This window comes from Nocardia sp. NPDC004860 (assembly GCF_040609015.1).
Lineage (GTDB): Bacteria > Actinomycetota > Actinomycetes > Mycobacteriales > Mycobacteriaceae > Nocardia.
The window spans coordinates 125,846-142,011 of sequence record NZ_JBEXJI010000025.1 but is presented as its reverse complement, the minus strand read 5'-3'; the positions used below and the strand labels follow the sequence as shown (position 1 = coordinate 142,011).

General features: G+C 65.4%; 19 protein-coding genes. 12 read left to right on the top strand and 7 right to left on the bottom strand.

The features are described from left to right. Positions 1-149: 149 nt before the first annotated feature. Together ABZV44_RS34115 and ABZV44_RS34110 are read left to right on the top strand one after the other, a co-directional pair. Positions 150-1,421 (top strand): IS701 family transposase, encoded by a 1,272-nt coding sequence (locus tag ABZV44_RS34115; protein ID WP_354845607.1) that lies wholly within the window; start codon positions 150-152, stop codon positions 1,419-1,421. A gap of 115 nt (positions 1,422-1,536) precedes the next feature. Then, positions 1,537-2,064, top strand: coding sequence for an HAD domain-containing protein (locus ABZV44_RS34110; protein WP_354845604.1), 528 nt, complete (start codon positions 1,537-1,539; stop codon positions 2,062-2,064). Between the two features lie 3 nt (positions 2,065-2,067). Here the strand turns inward: ABZV44_RS34110 and ABZV44_RS34105 are convergent, their stop codons facing one another. Beyond that, positions 2,068-2,469, bottom strand: a complete 402-nt coding sequence (locus ABZV44_RS34105) for a hypothetical protein (RefSeq protein WP_354845602.1) — start codon at positions 2,467-2,469, stop codon at positions 2,068-2,070. Between the two features lie 147 nt (positions 2,470-2,616). Between ABZV44_RS34105 and ABZV44_RS34100 the strand changes: the two genes are divergently transcribed. After that, the gene (locus tag ABZV44_RS34100) at positions 2,617-3,054 is read left to right on the top strand and encodes a hypothetical protein (protein WP_354845624.1); all 438 of its coding nucleotides are present in this window, start codon (positions 2,617-2,619) and stop codon (positions 3,052-3,054) included. A 233-nt stretch (positions 3,055-3,287) separates the two neighbouring features. Here ABZV44_RS34100 and ABZV44_RS34095 read toward each other — a convergent pair whose 3' ends face one another. Further along, a complete protein-coding gene (locus ABZV44_RS34095; protein WP_354845621.1) occupies positions 3,288-3,473 on the bottom strand; it encodes a hypothetical protein in 186 nt (61 codons plus the stop codon). Positions 3,474-3,749: 276 nt separating this feature from the next. On the opposite strand from ABZV44_RS34095, the gene ABZV44_RS34090 reads away from it, so the two are divergent. Then, positions 3,750-4,343, top strand: a complete 594-nt coding sequence (locus ABZV44_RS34090) for a DUF6461 domain-containing protein (protein WP_354845618.1) — start codon at positions 3,750-3,752, stop codon at positions 4,341-4,343. 181 nt (positions 4,344-4,524) lie between these two features. Here ABZV44_RS34090 and ABZV44_RS34085 read toward each other — a convergent pair whose 3' ends face one another. Together ABZV44_RS34085 and ABZV44_RS34080 are read right to left on the bottom strand one after the other, a co-directional pair. Continuing rightward, complete coding sequence (locus tag ABZV44_RS34085; protein ID WP_354845599.1) at positions 4,525-4,962, bottom strand: GNAT family N-acetyltransferase; 438 nt, start codon at positions 4,960-4,962, stop codon at positions 4,525-4,527. 206 nt (positions 4,963-5,168) lie between these two features. Further along, on the bottom strand, positions 5,169-5,429 hold the full coding sequence (locus ABZV44_RS34080; RefSeq protein WP_354845596.1) for a hypothetical protein: 261 nt from the start codon (positions 5,427-5,429) through the stop codon (positions 5,169-5,171). Between the two features lie 489 nt (positions 5,430-5,918). Between ABZV44_RS34080 and ABZV44_RS34075 the strand changes: the two genes are divergently transcribed. The 3 genes from ABZV44_RS34075 to ABZV44_RS34065 all read left to right on the top strand — a co-directional run bounded on the left by ABZV44_RS34075 (position 5,919) and on the right by ABZV44_RS34065 (position 9,180). Beyond that, positions 5,919-6,257, top strand: coding sequence for a hypothetical protein (locus ABZV44_RS34075; RefSeq protein WP_354845593.1), 339 nt, complete (start codon positions 5,919-5,921; stop codon positions 6,255-6,257). Between the two features lie 340 nt (positions 6,258-6,597). Further along, positions 6,598-7,119 carry a hypothetical protein gene (locus ABZV44_RS34070; protein ID WP_354845590.1) on the top strand — a complete coding sequence of 174 codons (522 nt, stop codon included), beginning with the start codon at positions 6,598-6,600 and terminating at the stop codon, positions 7,117-7,119. A gap of 678 nt (positions 7,120-7,797) precedes the next feature. Further along, complete coding sequence (locus ABZV44_RS34065) at positions 7,798-9,180, top strand: alpha/beta hydrolase domain-containing protein (protein WP_354845587.1); 1,383 nt, start codon at positions 7,798-7,800, stop codon at positions 9,178-9,180. Positions 9,181-9,577: 397 nt separating this feature from the next. Here the strand turns inward: ABZV44_RS34065 and ABZV44_RS34060 are convergent, their stop codons facing one another. Together ABZV44_RS34060 and ABZV44_RS34055 are read right to left on the bottom strand one after the other, a co-directional pair. Continuing rightward, positions 9,578-9,763: a hypothetical protein gene (locus ABZV44_RS34060; RefSeq protein WP_354845584.1), complete on the bottom strand. Its 186-nt coding sequence runs from the start codon at positions 9,761-9,763 to the stop codon at positions 9,578-9,580. Between the two features lie 631 nt (positions 9,764-10,394). After that, positions 10,395-11,030 carry a carbohydrate-binding protein gene (locus tag ABZV44_RS34055; RefSeq protein WP_354845582.1) on the bottom strand — a complete coding sequence of 212 codons (636 nt, stop codon included), beginning with the start codon at positions 11,028-11,030 and terminating at the stop codon, positions 10,395-10,397. 166 nt (positions 11,031-11,196) lie between these two features. Between ABZV44_RS34055 and ABZV44_RS34050 the strand changes: the two genes are divergently transcribed. Continuing rightward, positions 11,197-11,697 carry a hypothetical protein gene (locus ABZV44_RS34050; RefSeq protein WP_354845579.1) on the top strand — a complete coding sequence of 167 codons (501 nt, stop codon included), beginning with the start codon at positions 11,197-11,199 and terminating at the stop codon, positions 11,695-11,697. A gap of 252 nt (positions 11,698-11,949) precedes the next feature. On the opposite strand, the gene ABZV44_RS34045 is transcribed toward ABZV44_RS34050, so the two are convergent. Continuing rightward, positions 11,950-12,852 (bottom strand): LysR family transcriptional regulator, encoded by a 903-nt coding sequence (locus ABZV44_RS34045; RefSeq protein WP_354845576.1) that lies wholly within the window; start codon positions 12,850-12,852, stop codon positions 11,950-11,952. 79 nt (positions 12,853-12,931) lie between these two features. On the opposite strand from ABZV44_RS34045, the gene ABZV44_RS34040 reads away from it, so the two are divergent. The 4 genes from ABZV44_RS34040 to ABZV44_RS34025 all read left to right on the top strand — a co-directional run bounded on the left by ABZV44_RS34040 (position 12,932) and on the right by ABZV44_RS34025 (position 16,141). After that, positions 12,932-13,588 carry an SDR family oxidoreductase gene (locus ABZV44_RS34040; protein WP_354845574.1) on the top strand — a complete coding sequence of 219 codons (657 nt, stop codon included), beginning with the start codon at positions 12,932-12,934 and terminating at the stop codon, positions 13,586-13,588. Beyond that, complete coding sequence (locus ABZV44_RS34035; RefSeq protein WP_354845572.1) at positions 13,585-14,142, top strand: ester cyclase; 558 nt, start codon at positions 13,585-13,587, stop codon at positions 14,140-14,142. Before ABZV44_RS34040 ends, ABZV44_RS34035 begins: the two co-directional genes overlap by 4 nt. Before the next feature lie 212 nt (positions 14,143-14,354). Then, positions 14,355-15,197, top strand: coding sequence for an acyl-CoA thioesterase domain-containing protein (locus tag ABZV44_RS34030; RefSeq protein ID WP_354845570.1), 843 nt, complete (start codon positions 14,355-14,357; stop codon positions 15,195-15,197). 83 nt (positions 15,198-15,280) lie between these two features. Continuing rightward, the gene (locus ABZV44_RS34025; protein ID WP_354845568.1) at positions 15,281-16,141 is read left to right on the top strand and encodes an AraC family transcriptional regulator; all 861 of its coding nucleotides are present in this window, start codon (positions 15,281-15,283) and stop codon (positions 16,139-16,141) included. Positions 16,142-16,166 lie beyond the last annotated feature (25 nt).

The following is a 16,166-nucleotide window of genomic DNA, read 5'->3' as shown; positions in this document are numbered from 1 at the left end:
CGCGCACGACCATGGATCTGGGGCCGACCAGCCCCGAAACCCCGAACCCTACGCCGCCGCTTTGTGTACCACCTTTGAGGAACGCAGCACTAGTAGGACTTTGTTAGGTCGGCGTGTTGTGCTCGAGTGTCGCCGCGATTCTCGAGACGATGCCGGGTGTGGATCATGGTGAGCTGGCTCGGGTCGACGCGTTGCTGGACGCGTTTGTCGGTGAGGTGTTTTCGTCGCTGTCGCGCAAGGACCGCGTCGCCACTGCCGGGGTGTATGTGCGGGGGCTGATGCTCGACGGCAAGCGTAAGTCGATGCAGCCCATGGCCGAGCGGCTGCAGACCGATCACCAGAGGCTGCAGCAATTCGTCACCACCTCGCCGTGGGACGTGGCCGCGGTGCGGAAAGTGTTGTCGACCAAGGCATGTGAACTGATCGGTCCGCAGGCGTGGGCGATCGACGACACCGGGTTCGCCAAGGACGGCGACGCCTCACCCTGCGTGGCACGGCAGTACTCGGGCACCCTCGGCAAAGTAGGCAACTGCCAAGTCGCCGTCAGCGTCCACGCGGTGACCGACGAGGCGTCCGCGCCACTGGACTGGCGACTGTTCCTACCCGAGAGCTGGGACGACACCCTCACAGACACGCCCGAGCAGAAGACGGCGATCACTGCGCGCCGCACCAAGGCCGCCGTCCCCGAGGGCGAGCGGCATCGCCGCAAATGGGAACAGTCCCTGGAGATGATCGACGAACTGTTGCGCTGGGGATGCCCCGCGCCGCCGGTCGTGGTCGCCGACGCCGGCTACGGCGACGCCGCGCAGTTCCGCTCCGGTCTCACCGACCGCGACCTGCCCTACGTGGTGGCCGTCAAGGGCTCCACCGGCGTGCACCGCGGTGACGCCCGCCCACAGACCCCGCCCCGCCCGGCAACCGGACGACCACCCACACCGCGATACCCCGACCCGCCGAGGACCTGCAAGGACCTCGTGCTCGACCACGGCGAAGCGGCGTTGCGCCACGTGACCTGGCGACACGGCAGCAAGACCAGCCCCACCAACCCCAACGCCGAGTTGACTTCCCGCTTCACCGCGATCCGGGTCCGCCCGTCGGGCCGCATCATCACCCCCGCCCCCGACGGCACCCTCCCCGAGCTCTGGCTACTGGCCGAATGGCCCACCGACACAAGCGAACCCACCGACTACTGGCTGTCCACCCTGCCACCCGACACCCCAATCACCGACCTCGTCCGACTCGCCAAAATCCGCTGGCGCATCGAACACGACTACCGCGAACTCAAAGACGCCCTCGGCCTCGACCACTTCGAAGGCCGTTCCTGGCTCGGCTGGCACCACCACGCCACCCTCACCACCGCCGCCCACCTGTTCCTCACCACCCTGCGGCTCACCACCCCAAAAGCAAACGGGCAGGACTGACCCTCTACGGCATACTCCGCAAACTCCAACGCGCACTTGCCATCTGGATCGGTACCTGCCCGCTTTGCCGCCACACATTCTTCGACCTAACAAAGTCCTACTAGCCTTCAAACCAATGGACACACTTCACCACTCGCTGCTTTTCCTTGACGTCGACGGTCCGCTCATCCCTTTCGGCACCACGCCTGCAGACCATCGACAGCCGTCCATCATCGACGAACGACCGCTCCCCACAAACCCGCTCGTGGCCCGTGTCGACCCTGCGCTGGGGCCACTGCTCTCGGGCCTGCCCTGCGAGTTGGTGTGGGCGACCACCTGGCTCCACGAAGCGAACCAAGTTGTCGGCCCACTACTGGGTTTACCCGAGCTGGCGATTGTGGAATGGCCCGACCTGCCCGACCATCAACTCGACGAATGGTTCGGGTTGCATTGGAAGACACGAACCATCGTCGAATGGGCCGCGCGCCGGTCGTTCATCTGGGTCGACGACGAGATCAGCGACAACGACCGGGAATGGGTATCCGACCACCATTTCGGCCAGGCGCTGCTGCACCGAGTCGACCCACGAATCGGATTGCGGCACAGCGACTTCGCCGTCTTCGCCAAGTGGCTCGCGGCAGCTGACCCCGCCGACCCGGGCTGATGCTCAGCTGGGACCTTCCCGTTCGGCGAGGAATTGATCGAGCAGAGTGAACAACACTTCCAGGATGCGAACCTCTTGCTCTGGGCTGAGATCTGTGACGAAGTCCCATTCGGGCACTGCGATCTGCTTGATCACACCGGACCAGACGAAGTTGCTCTCGCAGCGGAGATGATTGGTGAGAAGCCAGTCGCGAAACCCGTCCAGTCCTCGACCGCCGGCCCGGCGCGCGGCGTAATCGTAGCCGTCGAGGAAGCAGGTCACGCCACGAACGGTCGTGAAGCCGATGAACATGCCTGGGCGCGTCGCGAATTGCAGGAGGTATTCACGCTCGGTAAGCCGGTTCGGGTCCATCGGCTTCCACCCCTTGGCACGTCCCCACCTGGCAAAGTGCGCATCGAGGTCCACAGGTTTCTCCACCTCGCTACTTCATCACATCTCCGGGTTGCCGCGGATATACGCGCACACCGGCGCCACGATCCAGTGGTTTGCCACGCAGTCGGGTGACCAGGGCATGCGGACTGTTCCGTGAGGTGAAAAACTCTCGCGGTGGATATGCAGGGAGTGCCGTCTCGTGCTGAGCGGTTGGCCAGATACCGCCGTGTTCTGGAGACCCGGGACCCTGCAACCGCGCCAGGTAGGTTGCGTCAGCTTGCTGTCGATTCAGTCCGGCCGGTGCGGTTGTGGGCTGCGCGAAATCCGAACACCCCACCCGATGCTCTCGCTCTGCTCGTGGTTGATCAGGACGGAAACGTACGGTGGAATGCGATCGTCAACCCCGGTGTGCCGACCGAAGCACTGCGCCGTGCTGCGGAGCTCGAGGCCAGAACGTATGGGGACGCGTACTTTTCGATCCGCGAGCGGGTGGTCCATCACCCGAATGCCAGCGATGAATTACGTGCTGAGTTGATCGAGACCGGAACCTGCCGTCGCCCTGAGCGATGCCCGAAGCCGTGGTTCTACCGTAACCGTTTCGAAAGCACTCCCGCCTGAGCCGGGTATGAGCGACGCCGTCTCCGGCGTGCGTCAAAGGCACTCTATTTGGCAGTAGCGGATGTTCTGCGGCGCACCAGATTTCGGCCTCGACCCGCGTTGGCTGGTTCGGTCAGCGCGGTATGCGGCAGTAGCGTGCGTTTGCTCGCCGTCGTCATTGGTGTGATCGCCAGTGCGCTGTGGGTCATCGGTCCATCGATCTATGTGCAAGGCTTGGCCACTGACCTTGCGGGTCAGCGATGTTCGCCTTCGTAGGTGAACCAGTCGAACGCGACTGTTCCGGTCGCGGCATAGATGCCGGCGACGCGTCCAGTGAATGAGGCTGCGGTGTCGGCTGTGAGGTAGCGCCCGTCCATGCCGGCGATGTCGGTGGTGTCGGGGCCTTGTCCGTATCCGAACCCGACGGTGTCGCAGGACAGCGCGTGCGGGTCGAATCCGTTGGCGAGCGGCCGCAGGCATTACCGGACGTTGGACTTCCCTCGAGTCCCGCAACAGCCCGGCGCGTGGAACCGGCTTGTCCGCCGGAGTGGCCGTCGTTACTAGGCGACGGGCGGGCCCGGCCAGGGATGTCGGTGACTCATGGCAGTGTCAGCCGCTGTGACTGCTTCAGCTGTTGACGACGCCTGGTTTCATGATCATGGACTGTGTTTCCGGACCTTGATCGCGATCCGCGACCTGGGGGCGTCGTGAACACCATGACCGGTGGCCTCGGGTGGATGTACGACAGGGATCTGCCGCTGGTCAACCTCACCTTCGCGCGTCAGATCAACGCCCGGGAGCTATTGGAGCGGATGGGCGTCGACCAAAACACCGTGGCGGTGCGCGGGCCAGATGACTTCCGCTACGAGCTGGGCGGTCTTCTCTACGCATCCGACGGATATGTGGTCAGCGCAGGGCATTACCGAAGCTGGGCCTGGGCGTGGGAGCACGGTAGTTGGAAAGGCATCGAAGACCGGGGACTGGTGCTGCGCGCCTCGATCGGAACCGCGGCACTGGAGCTGCACGCCAGCGAGAAACCGGGAGGGGTGTTCCGGTACGCCGAGGACGGCCGCCTCATCACCGGACTCGACACCACGGACAGCTTCGCACGGACAGGCACCGACCCGCACCGCTTCGACACCGAGATGCAGGCCCTCGGCGCCCGACCCGAAGAAGACGAATACGGCCCCTTGGGGTCCCTCGGAATGTTTTACAGGCTTGCAGAGAACCTCGGCGTCGGGGTGCCTCTGGATGACCTCAACGACCGTCCCGTCCTCAGCGGCCGGCTCCTGCCCCCAGCCTCGCGGTAGTTGCCGAGTCGCCCAGCACGCGCGCCGACGTTTCGTGTGATGCAGACGAAGCATCACATAATCGGCAGTAGCGGACGTTCTGCGCCGCACCAGGTTCCGACCGCTCGCCGCTCCGCGCTGGCTGGTTCGGTCAGCGCGGTATGCGGCAAAGTAGTGCGTTCGTCGATGCCTTGTACGAGGGTCAGTCGGTTGGAGCGAAGCGATAAACACGGGACTCACGCGCTCGGAATCCGAGGCGCTCGTAGAGGCGATTGGCCGTGGCCCTGGATGCTCGCGAGGTCAAATCCAGTGTTCGCGCGCCCGCAGCTGTGGCTCGGGTCTTGGCTTCCTCGATCAACGCCGCGCCGATGCCTTGGCCGCGAGCCGAGTCATCGACCACCACATCTTCAACCCGTGCTCGAAGGCCCGACGGAATCGGGAACATCACCAAGCTCAATGTCCCGACGATCTTTCCACCGCTACGCGCGACCAGGACAGTGGTCGATTCTGTAGAAGCCAACTGCGCCAACGCTTCTTGATCCAATCGCGTGGCCGTTTGCGACAGCTGGGGCAGCAGCCGGCCGAAAGCCTCCACGATCTCGTCGTCGATCTCGGTCAGTGTTTCCACGGTGACAGCCACGTCGGCACTGTACTGCTTGCCCAGTAGCTGCCGCCGTCCTCCACGTGAACGAGGTGCTCGGCCCCACGTGAGAACCTGAGTAACTTCTCATTCCAGGTCAGCGAACGTCCCCTCACCGGGACGCCACACGTCCCACATGTCGGAAAACCCCGAGAGCATCGCGATTTCGGGGCCTTCCACGAGTGCCGGATGGATGGAGAGGGCACCTATCGCGAACCGTAGGAGAAGCCCGGTGCCAAAGCTTCATCGATCGACACGACGGTCTGGCCGATCAAGGCGCACAGCGTATCTCGATATCCGGCATCTCCCAGGGACCGAGTAGTACCGTCGGCGTCGATGATTGGCCAAACGTAGCAGGACAAGCGTGGGCCGTCGAAGTCGAGCTGCAGGTAATCCCTGACAAATACCACCGAGGCAAGTTCGAGACCGACGAGGCGAGCGAGCAGCGAGTCTCCGAGAGGATCCATTGGCCTTCCTGGCGGTGCGCTCTGCAGAATGAGCTGAAGCAGTTGAACGAAGAATAGCCGCATCTGGCCGTACCCCTCGGACCAGCGGCCACCTGAGAATCGTGTGCCTAATGCGCGAAAATCGGCTAGTTAAGACTGGTGTCAAGATCGGATCCCGGCCAGGATTTGGTCCAGGTGCCCGGTGGGATGCTCCCTATATTCGGCTGCCAGAAGAGGATGTCCTGGGCCGCAGTCGGTCTCGTTGTCGGCCGCGCCAGTTCTGGCCAATTCGAACCACGGAGGATGCGGCAGTAGCGGATGTTCCTGCACAGTGGTCGGTTCGGTCGACGGCCGGCCCGCACCGGCCGATTATCGGAGTCGCTTGCGCAACCCAACAGATAAGTCTGGTTTATCGGTCGCTCCGAAGATCGATATTGATCCATGAGCCCTGAGGGTGGGATCGTCTGGGAAGCAAGATCTTCCAGCATTGCCGAGAGGAAATCGAACGCGATGACAGAGTCGTTGCCGGCAACTGCCGTCGTCCGCGTCGGGCGCGTCACCTTCGATCCGAGCCTGTACGAGGTGGTCGTCGCTGCGGACAAGAAGACCTCGGAATACCTGATCCCGGCAATTCTGCGACTGCCGGGTCTTCTTCACTGGTACGCGGGCGTCTCCCCTGAAGGCTCGCTCTCCCAGGTGAGCATATGGGACTCCGAAGAGCATGCGGCGCAGATGGACGAGCTGAAGGAGATGCGGGTAAGGGCGCGCGACGACTTCCGAGCAGTAGGCGTGATGTTCACAGCAGAGACCGCGACGTACACCAATTACCCGATCACCTGGACCATCTGACCAAAGTGCCGGAGGGTTCACCAGCCGCGCACCGTCCGCTGCTCGGCATTACCGTGCACTGAAGACATCCAGCCGGCGGGCTCAGATGCTCCCTGTCCGTTGATCTTCCACGCACCCGCGCTGGCTGGTTCGGTTCGCGCGGGATGCGGCAGAAGTATGCGTTGGCTACGAGCGGCTGGTGCCGTGTCCGGAAGGGTTGATGCTGTAGCCGTCACTCGGGGTGGCGTGGAGCGGCGTAGACCGTCCGGTTCGTATACCCTCCTTCAGGTCCACTTCGGAAGAGGGCGATCCGTCGTGGCTCGCACTCTTCTTCGCGTCGATGTTTGTATGGGGTAGAGAGATGGCGAGTAGCGACGTCGAGCTGGCAGCTCGTTGGTGGCAGTGGGCGATGTCGGTGCCGAACGCCAAGAATCCGGTAGTGGACGAGACCGGAGAGTTCGCCGCGATCGATCAGCCGACGGATGTCTGGTTCCTGGCAGGCACCTTCGGTGGGCGAGTCGAGCGGCGGTGCACGATTCCGCACGGCCGGCCGATCTTCTTCCCGGCTTTCAATATGTTCCAGAAGGTTCCGGACGGATTCTTCGCGCGTGGCGAGGTGCCGGTGGCGCCCGCGGCGTCCGGTCACGCCGCGTTGAACGGAGTCCCACTGCCCGTGCGAGCAGTGACCAACGACAAGGCATTCCGGATCACGGCGGCAGCGGGCGGTCCCTTCGGTCACACCGGCCGGTTCAAGGCCAAAGCTTGGGGTCTGTGGGTTCGTCTCGATGATCTCGCGCCTGGCGATTACGTCCTCACCTTCGGTGGCGAATACGAGCCCGGCGGCTTCTGGGTCGAGGTCACCTATCAGTTGGAGATCCGCTAGCGCCGCGTCAAGCAACGTGGGGTCCGTGATCCGGACTCCGGACCTTTGACCCGACCGCAAAGTCGCGGAACTCAGTACAGCTGGCTGGTCCGCAAGTCCAGGGCACCGAACATATGCCGGACACCCCGGGTGCGGTGGTAGATCGCCCGCAACCGTTTCGGCCGAAGGGGAGGATAGCGGGGCTTGATCCGTATTTCCTCCAACGGACTTCCTAGGCTTGGGTTGTGGATTTCGAAACGTGGTTCCACGGGAACGGCAGGCTGGTAGCAGCCGACCCGACACAGCCGGACGATTCCGCGAGCTACGCCAACATCACGATCGTGAGCGACGGCCCACCCATCGCTCACGCGGTTGCCGCAGGAGGGAGCCGACCCGAATGTGGTACGCAGGTCCGCCTGCTTCCTCATTACCACCGAGCGAAAAATTGCCCCGGCGCAGAGGGGCCCGCAATCCTCGAACCGAGCATCGGTAGTCGCTGACCTGGAACTGCTCCTCGATTCAGAACTGTTGCAGGGCAGCGCATTTCGCACAGCGAGCCCACCAGTCAGAGATCGGATCCAACTACGCGAAGCCAACGTACCGGCGGGCTGGCCAGCCAAGCCGGAGTGACCCGCCCGCTGGTGGGTCGGCGCGAGTTCAGCGATTGTCCAAAAACCAAGCACTTGTTAGGGTTTGGGGATGGAGCTTTCCGGTCCGGTGGCTGGTCCGATCAACCTGATCTCGACGTTCTTCCCACTGTCCGGTGTCGGTTACGTCGCCGAGGAGTACTTCCTGTCCGGTACCGCCGGGTCCTACCGCCTGACCGGCTCGGCCGGTGACGACGGAGAGTGGGCGACCGAGCCGGACGGCCTCGCACCGTTCACGACCAGACTCGTGGTGTACCGACCGGTCGAGGGCTACTGCGGAACCGCTGTCGTGGAGTGGCTCAACGCCTCCTCCGGTGCGGACGCGCCGCCGATCTGGCTGCTGGCACACCGGCATCTGATCCGGGCCCGGATGGCCTGGATCGGGGTTTCCGCGCAGTACGCGCCGATTCACGGCGGCAGCGTCATGGCCGCGGCGGCCGAGGGGGACGACACCTGGAACTCGGTCATGCTGCCGCCGCTGAAGCAGTCGGATCCGGTGCGGTACGCCGATCTGTCGCATCCCGGGGATGCCTACTGCTACGACATCTACCGGCAGGCGGGAGAACTGGTTCGAAGGCTGCTGCCGGGGACCCGGCAGTTGCTCGCGGCCGGGCAGTCCCAATCCGCGGCCACGCTCGTGACATATGTGAATGCCATTGCGCCGCATGGCTCGCCGTACGACGCGTACCTCATCGACGGGCGGCCGGGGCGCCCTGCCACGCTGACCGGCTTGGTGGACCCCGAGGCGCTGGACGGCGGTACGCGGGTGCGAGCGGATTCGACCGCGCCGGTGCTCGTGCTCCAAACCGAGACCGACGTGGTCGGCCTCATGCGCTCGATCGGCTCCCGCCAGCCCGACTCCGACCACTTCCGGCTCTGGGAGCTGGCCGGTGCCGCGCACGCGGACTCCTACAGCGTCGGCGCATCGTTCACCGACTCCGGCTCTCTGACCGCAGAGGAACTGGCCGAGCGGATGGCGCCGCGACGCAATCCACTGGGCGTCGATTTCCCCGAGCCGATCAATTCCGGGCCACAACATCACTACGTCGTGCAGCGAGCCATCGCGGCGCTGTCCCGATGGGCCGACGGCGGACCCGCTCCGGCGCAGGCCGATCGGCTCACGGTATCCGCCGGGGAACTGGCGCTCGACGTCCATGGCAACGCGCTGGGCGGCATCCGCACGCCGTGGCTGGACGTACCATTGGCGGTGCTGTCCGGGCTCGGACAGGAGGACGGCGGCCCGGCGATCATGTTCGGCTGCACGCGACCACTCCCGGGACCCCCTCCGGACGACTACCTCCCAGCATTCCGAGCGGCAACCGACAAGACGGTCGCGGCAGGCTTCCTGCTGGCCGAGGACGTACCGGAAATCCTCGCCACGGCAGCCGTGAATCAGCGGAGATCGTTGCTTCTGACCGGTGGCGACATCCCATAGGGGGCACTCGCGGACGGCGATCGCAGGTTGAGCAAGGACACTGCCTGTACGAGCAGCTGAGCGGAGGAACGCGCGGCGGAAGCCGCAACCACTCAACCGTTGGGTTCGAAATCCCGTCTTGTGCACGGCCTGCCGCCAGTTGACCCAACTGGGCTGTGGCTCAGGCTGGTTCAGCGCCGCCACCACCATGTTGGTCGGCACCGGCGCCGTCTCCGGCGCCAGTGTGAGCCATCGCGGAACCCGGTTCCTGCCGGGCGTGGCCGGTTCGATTCGGGTACCTGGCCGCCTCGAATCTCGCCCGCCATCCGGGGTTGGTCGATGTCGACTGACTTCGTCACCGCGCTCCAGCCCGCCAGGACAGGATGGCTGCGGTGTCGAACTAGGTAAAGGCCGACGGCTACGACGGCCGAGTCAAGGACTCGGCGACAGTGATGGCACCGGTCATGTCGCCGGGTGACATGGACATGATCAGAGCCTCCGCGGCGTAGACGTCGCCGTTCTCGAGAAGCAGGGCAGCCTCGTCGAGCTGACGTGCGGTGCGAACCGCGGTGTCGTCACCGGATTCGGCAGTTTTGGTAGTCATTGCGTCGTCCTCCCTCTCCAGCCATCGGGTTTGTCCCGAGTGCGGCCGGTCGGGAAAGGCTAAGTGCGACAGCAGATTCGGGGCTACCGGATCTGCGACGACACCTTCCGGATCTGCGACAGACAAGCATGAGCCTCGTCGGAATCGCTAGGTCGGCCAGGCGCAGAGTGTCAGTGGAGGCTCGTAGTCTTTGCGGCACATTACAACTCGCGAAGTATCGGAGTTTCGATGCCGGGGCTGGACGTCAAGCCAACACGCTATTTGTCATCGGGGACGAGACGGCCGGAATGGCTGGACAAGGGGCTCCTGTGACCAGCTGGGACGAATTCGCGCGTGGACTCACCGATAGTTGGCCTGCGGGACGCGTTCCACGTTCCCAGCCCCGAGGTCGGCCCAATAGTGCAATGCGACCGACAACGACATGCCCAGGTGGCAGTCCGAGGCGTACTGCGACGTCTAAATCGAAGTAGCGCAACGGTTCTCGCTGAAGCCCCGGTCGCCTCGCGACCGGGGCTCCGGCCATTTCCGGGCGGATCGCATTGCAGGGTGCGGTGAACACCCGCGACCTGATCAGCTGAACCAGCGCACTCCGAACCCTCCCGCATCCCTGTCGCGGGAGGACTTTCGCGTCCTAGATCTTCTGCCAGAGCGCGGGGGTATTCGGTGGGGTCCAGTCCGGAGCGTCCGCGGTATGCGCCTGAATACAGCGGTACTGGGACCCGTTGTAGGACACCACGTCACCGACGTTGTAGTGGACGCCCTGCTGCCAGGCGGCGGGCGCCGGGGCGGTTGTAGTCGGCGGCGGGGTAGTCGTAGTCGGCGGCGGGGTAGTCGTAGTCGGCGGCGGAGTGGTCGTGGTGGGCGGGGGAGTGGTCGTGGGGGTGCCGCCGCAGCCGGACGCGTCCGCCACGGTGACGGTGCTGCGGGTGGTACCCCAGACAGAGCCGTCCTTGAAGATGACGTTGGCGGTCAGCTCGTGGCTGCCGACAACGGTCGGAATCCATTGGATGACCGGATCGATTCCATTCACGACCACCACGCTGCCGATCGTCGGCTGCTGCGGGGTCTGCTGCGCGAAGTCGATGAGTTCCACCCGGGCGGCGTCGGCGGTCAGGCCGCTCGACGAGAACGACACCAGATAGGCGGTGTTCACGCAGTGGGTGGCCCCCGGAACCGTCGGGGGCGCAGGGATTTCCGCGACCGCCATACCCGCGGTGAGCACCGCGGCCCCACTCAACGCCGTGAGTGAGCCGATTCCGAGCCCCACCCGAGTAAACCATGAATGTTTCACTTTATACTCCTAGCCGTACCTCACACTGCCAACGCAGCGCTTCGGCAAGCTAGCAACAATTCTCCTGTGCAACAGAACATTTCATACCAATGTGACCCACGTTACGTACGGCGACCGATGTCGGTGCGCAACGACATTCTCTGTGATCGTGTACGAGATTGCCGAGACCTCGGGTTTCTTTGGGGCGCATGCGATCTGGAGCGGCTCCGATTCCGAACGCTTGATTCCGCTGCTCGGCTACGTCGATGCCGACGGAACCGAGGGTCTGGAGCGTTTCGCTTTCGACGATGTTGCCGACGCCATCCGGACAGGGGGCGAGTGGTTGCAGGCGGGGCGACCGGGCTGGTTACGCGCCGCGCTGGTCGTCGACGCCTCCTTACACCTGCCGAGAGGGCGGATCGATGCGCTGATCATCGACGCTGTCGAGTATGTCCCGCAACGCCGGTCGATACAGATAGCTGTCCCGTACCGGCCCCATACGACAGCGCATGGTTTTGCGGTGTACCGACCCAAATTCGTTGAGGCCAGCGGTTTTACCGAGCCTGACTACGATGCCTTGCGGGCGGCCTTCTACGCGGGCGTGGACTCTCATGAGCAAGCCGCGGCAGTGTGGAACGCTCACCTGCTTGACGAATCCGCCTGATACCCGGCCAGGTCGGTCGGCATTCCCTCTGCGCCCGAAGATGTCAGGACGCACTGCATTCGGCATGAGCATGCGCTCCGGTGACGGGTTGAGGATCGGTCGGTTTGGCCAATCGCGAAGGAGTGGAGATCAAAAACGGTTGGCCCATCGATCTTCGGGGCGACCGTCTGCCCGCTTCGAACCGCGCGGCTCGCGGCATAGATGCCCGATGCCCGACGAGTTCGCGGGGGATGTGCGGAATGGGGTCCGGGGTCAGGTGAGTTTTGTTCTGACCGAAGGGTTCATGGGTACTCCGCGCTCGACGATGTCGGAGACGAAGTGGCGGAGCAGTGGGTCGGCGGGGGTGCCGATGAGGCAGATGAGATCGCGGGACACGATGGGGTGCAGGTGTTTCAGGGTGGCCGGTAGGCCGGGGCCGAGGGCTGTGGCGGGGACCAGTGCGATCCCGAGTCCGGCCGCCGCGAGTTGCGCCGCGGTGGTTGCCTGCCGGGTGCGCATGACGGGGCTGAGTGTGACGCCGTGACCGGCGGCTTGGGCGTCGAGCCAGCCGGCCAGGCCGTTATCGGGGTGGTAGTGCACCAGTGGTTGATCGTGTAGGTCCTCGAAGCTCAGCCGATCACGCTGGGACAAGGGGTGATCGGCGGGGAGGACGGCCACGATCTCCTCGGTGCCGATGAGTTCGGACGCGCCGGTCCAGCGGGTCGGTCGAGGACCGAGGGCCAGGTCGGCCGTTCCGGATTCGATGTGGTGGACGAGGTCGTCGGCGCTCGTGGCTTCGGTGAGCACCATTTGCACGCCGGGCTTGCGGCGGAACCAGGTACGAAGCACCGGGGCCAGCAGACTCGCGGTCAGGCTTTCCGCGCATGCCAGCCGCAACTGGCCGCCTTCGCCTCTGGCCACGGCTCGACCGCCATCGACGACGCGAGCAGCCGCAGTCAACGCTGCACGGGCGTCGGCCTCGACGGCGCGGCCGATGACGGTGGCGCGCACCCCGCGCGGCAGTCGTTCGAGGACCGGTGCGCCGATCTCGCGTTCGAGCGCCGCGAGTTGATGCGACAGTGCCGGTTGAGACATGTGCAGCACCGCGGCGGCGTCGGTGATCGACCCGGCGTCCAGGACGGCGATCAGGCATTCCAGGGCCCGCAGCGTTGGCATTCGAAGATCCTATGGCATTGATAGAAAACATTCAGTTCGCGAAGGGATTATTCATTTCCGACGGGATGCTGAACCGGGCATGACAACACTGCAGGACAAAACGATGGTCATCGTCGGTGCCGGATCGGGCATCGGCCGCCGCATCGCCGATGACGCGAGAGCCCGAGGCGCGCAAGTGATTTCGGTAGGACGCCCCGAGATCGACCTGGCCGATGAGGGAACCGTGCGCGCCTTGGCCGAGCGCGTCGGCGAGCTGGACTATCTGGTGTCGCTGGCCGCCGACCACGCCAACGGCGCGATCACCGAACTGGACCACGACGCCGTGCACCGTGCCTTCGACGCCAAGGTGATCGGACCGATCCTGCTCGCCAAACACTTCGCTCCTCGATTCCGCACGGGTGGTGCGATCCTGCTGTTCTCCGGCGTCGCAGCCTGGCGGCCGACACCGGGTCGGGCGGTGATGGCCACCACCAACGCCGCTGCCGCCGCTCTGGCCGAGGCCCTCGCGGTCGAGCTGGCTCCGGTGCGCGTCAACGCGATCTCACCCGGCATCGTCGACTCGGGTGTATGGGATGGTCCCGGCAAGGAGGCGTTCTTCCGGACCGTCGCCGATCGCAATCCGGCACGCCGGGTCGGGACGCCGGCCGACATCTCCTCCGCGGCACTGCTGGCGCTGACCAACCCGTTCCTCACCGGCGCCACCCTGCATGTCGACGGCGGCGGGAGACTGGCGTGAAGATCGCTCTTTTCGTTTGTGCCACACTGCTTCTCGCTGCCTGCTCGACGCAGGCGCCGCGACCGGTCGACCCCGTCGACCGTTCCGGCGACCTGGTCGTACCGCGGGCGGTGCACATCGATGACGGACTCGGCGCCGATCAGGCCGCACGGGAAGTCCATGTGGCGCAGCTGCTGTACACGTTCTGGAATACCGGGAACGTCGACTACCTGGTCCGGGCGATTGCACCGTCATTCCGGGACAACACCCTGCCGCCCGGCCGACCGCAGGGACCGACCGGCCCCGCGGTGGCATCGGAGGCCTTCCGCACCGCTGTCCCCGACCTCACGTGCGAGCTGTCGGATCTGTATGTCACCGGGGACACTCTCACCGCGCGGTTGGTCTTCCGCGGCCACTTCACGGGCGTCTTCAACGGTGCTCGAGGTGCCGGCCAGCCTGTCGAATTCAACGCCATCGATTTGCAACATCTCGGCGGCGACCACACCCTGATCACCGAGGACTGGCACATCGAGGACAACCTCACCTTCCTGCACCAGATCGGGCAAGCGCCATAACCCTCCCGCTCTGACCAGGCGGCCGTTCGCGATGTAATCGGCCTTACGCTGATGACGGTACGTTCTGCGGATATCGGACTGAGCGTGCGGGCTGGTCCGGATAAGGTCCCAGCGTTGCGCTTCACCGATTCGCGCAGCGGTCGGATACTTCACCATGCCGCTCATCGGGAATCGCCGATCGCGCGCTTTCCGGCGTGTGCAAATATTTCGCAATGGCTGGTGGAACGCATATGTGGCCGGTGGTCGACCTGGCCGATCTGCTCGATGTCCTCGATCCGACCGAGGTCGGGGTGGGTCGGTTCCGTGCTCGCAACGTCACCTCGACGCTGCCGACGACGCTCGGGAGTCAGACGCTCGCGCAGGCCGTGGTTGCCGCGGAGCGGACGGTGCCGCACATGGCCGTGCAGTCGCTACACGGTGTCTTTCCGCGTGGTGGGTATGCCGACCGGGACGTCGATGTGGCGGTCGAGGTGGTGCAGTCGGGGCGGGCGCTGGCGACGGTGCAGGTTTCGTTCTCCCAGGAGGGGCGCGAGCACGCGCGAGTGCTGACGATGCTCAGCGCGGAGGAGCCGGACTTCCTCAGCCACGGTGCGCACCTGCCCGAGGGCGTGCCGGGGCCGGAGGAGTGCGAAGAGCTGCCGTGTGCGCTGTTGCCCTGGGAGGTACGGACATTCGGCGGAGCGGACGCGCTCGCGGCCGAACTGTCGGGACCGCCGGCCCTGGATGTGTGGATGCGCTGTGACAAGGCGCCGGATCTGCCCGGCCTCGGTCGCGCGTTGCTGGCGCACGGCAGCGAGGGCTTCCTGGGCCCGGTCGCGCTGCGCCCCTACCCGCACACCGAGATCGAGCGCCGCGGCGGCCGCGGCGCGTCCGCGATGCTCGCCCAGACCGTCACCTTCCATCGGCCGTTTTCGATGCACGACTGGCTGTTGCTGCACTGCGAGAGCCCGTTCGCCGGTGGCAGCCGGATGTACGGTCGCATCCAGATCTTCACCCAGGCAGGTGATCTGGTGGCGTCCGTCTCCGCCCAGGGCTTGATGCGCCAGGCCGGCTGACCAGTCGCGGCGAGCCTGCGGCCAGGACCTGGGCACACTGGGCGTCACCCTGGTGAGGCCCCCGGGTTTGTAGCCTGGACGGGGTGGATGCTGTGGACTTGGGTGACGAGCCCGGTGCGGGGTGGGATTTCGCCGGTCCGGACGACGCCGGATGGCCGAGCGGCGCGATGATCGGTTATCGCGATATAGGCCGGGCCGGACTGGACCTCCGGGTTGCCGGGACGACGGCGGTCACCGTAGTGATCGGCTTCGGTGCCGGGGCGGTGCTGGTCGACGATGTCGGCGGCCGGCGAACTCTCGACGGGTTCGCCGCCGGGCTTGCCCTCTCGGCGATGCGAGTACGCAGCGAGCGAGCCGCGTGTATCGAGATCCGCCTGTCGCCGATACGGGCATACTCCCTGTTGGGTGTTCCCCCAATCGATCTGGGCTGCGGCGCTGTCGCGCTGGAGGACCTCTGGGGACCGCGAGTTCGGATACTGCGCGAGCAGCTCGCCTCCGCCCCGGCGTGGGGCGAGCGATTCGCACTGACGAAATGGTTTCTGGCACAGTGCGACACCCCGAATCGGTCGCCGGACCCGGAGGTGCTCGAGGCCTGGTTTCGAATCGAGTCCGCGCACGGCCGGTTGCGGATCGGCGAACTCGCCCGCTCGCTCGGCTGGAGTCATAAGCGGCTGGGGTCGCGGTTCGAGTCCCAGATCGGACTCACGCCCAAGCGGGCGGCGATGCTGGCCCGATTCCGGTATGCCGTCGACAAACTGATGGCGGGCCGGCCCGCCGCCGAGGTTGCGGCGGAGTGCGGGTACACCGATCAGGCTCACCTGTGCCGGGATGTGTCGATCTTCGCGAATGACACCCCGAGGACTCTCACCGCACACTATCTGCCCGCCATCGCCCGGCACCGGTACCGGGCCTGGGGAGAATTCTTCCAATACCGGGCCGGGTAGCCCGGCCGATAGTGGTGGCCACCGA

Coding starts and splice junctions, on each gene's coding strand:
- ABZV44_RS34045 (WP_354845576.1), bottom strand. CDS start 12,852: ATGCCAACGCTGCGGGCCCTGGAATGCCTGATCGCCGTCCTGGACGCC.
- ABZV44_RS34030 (WP_354845570.1), top strand. CDS start 14,355: ATGGCTGGTGGAACGCATATGTGGCCGGTGGTCGACCTGGCCGATCTG.
- ABZV44_RS34090 (WP_354845618.1), top strand. CDS start 3,750: ATGACCGGTGGCCTCGGGTGGATGTACGACAGGGATCTGCCGCTGGTC.
- ABZV44_RS34065 (WP_354845587.1), top strand. CDS start 7,798: ATGGAGCTTTCCGGTCCGGTGGCTGGTCCGATCAACCTGATCTCGACG.
- ABZV44_RS34040 (WP_354845574.1), top strand. CDS start 12,932: ATGACAACACTGCAGGACAAAACGATGGTCATCGTCGGTGCCGGATCG.
- ABZV44_RS34060 (WP_354845584.1), bottom strand. CDS start 9,763: ATGACTACCAAAACTGCCGAATCCGGTGACGACACCGCGGTTCGCACC.
- ABZV44_RS34110 (WP_354845604.1), top strand. CDS start 1,537: ATGGACACACTTCACCACTCGCTGCTTTTCCTTGACGTCGACGGTCCG.
- ABZV44_RS34080 (WP_354845596.1), bottom strand. CDS start 5,429: ATGGATCCTCTCGGAGACTCGCTGCTCGCTCGCCTCGTCGGTCTCGAA.
- ABZV44_RS34100 (WP_354845624.1), top strand. CDS start 2,617: ATGCAGGGAGTGCCGTCTCGTGCTGAGCGGTTGGCCAGATACCGCCGT.
- ABZV44_RS34115 (WP_354845607.1), top strand. CDS start 150: ATGCCGGGTGTGGATCATGGTGAGCTGGCTCGGGTCGACGCGTTGCTG.
- ABZV44_RS34075 (WP_354845593.1), top strand. CDS start 5,919: ATGACAGAGTCGTTGCCGGCAACTGCCGTCGTCCGCGTCGGGCGCGTC.
- ABZV44_RS34070 (WP_354845590.1), top strand. CDS start 6,598: ATGGCGAGTAGCGACGTCGAGCTGGCAGCTCGTTGGTGGCAGTGGGCG.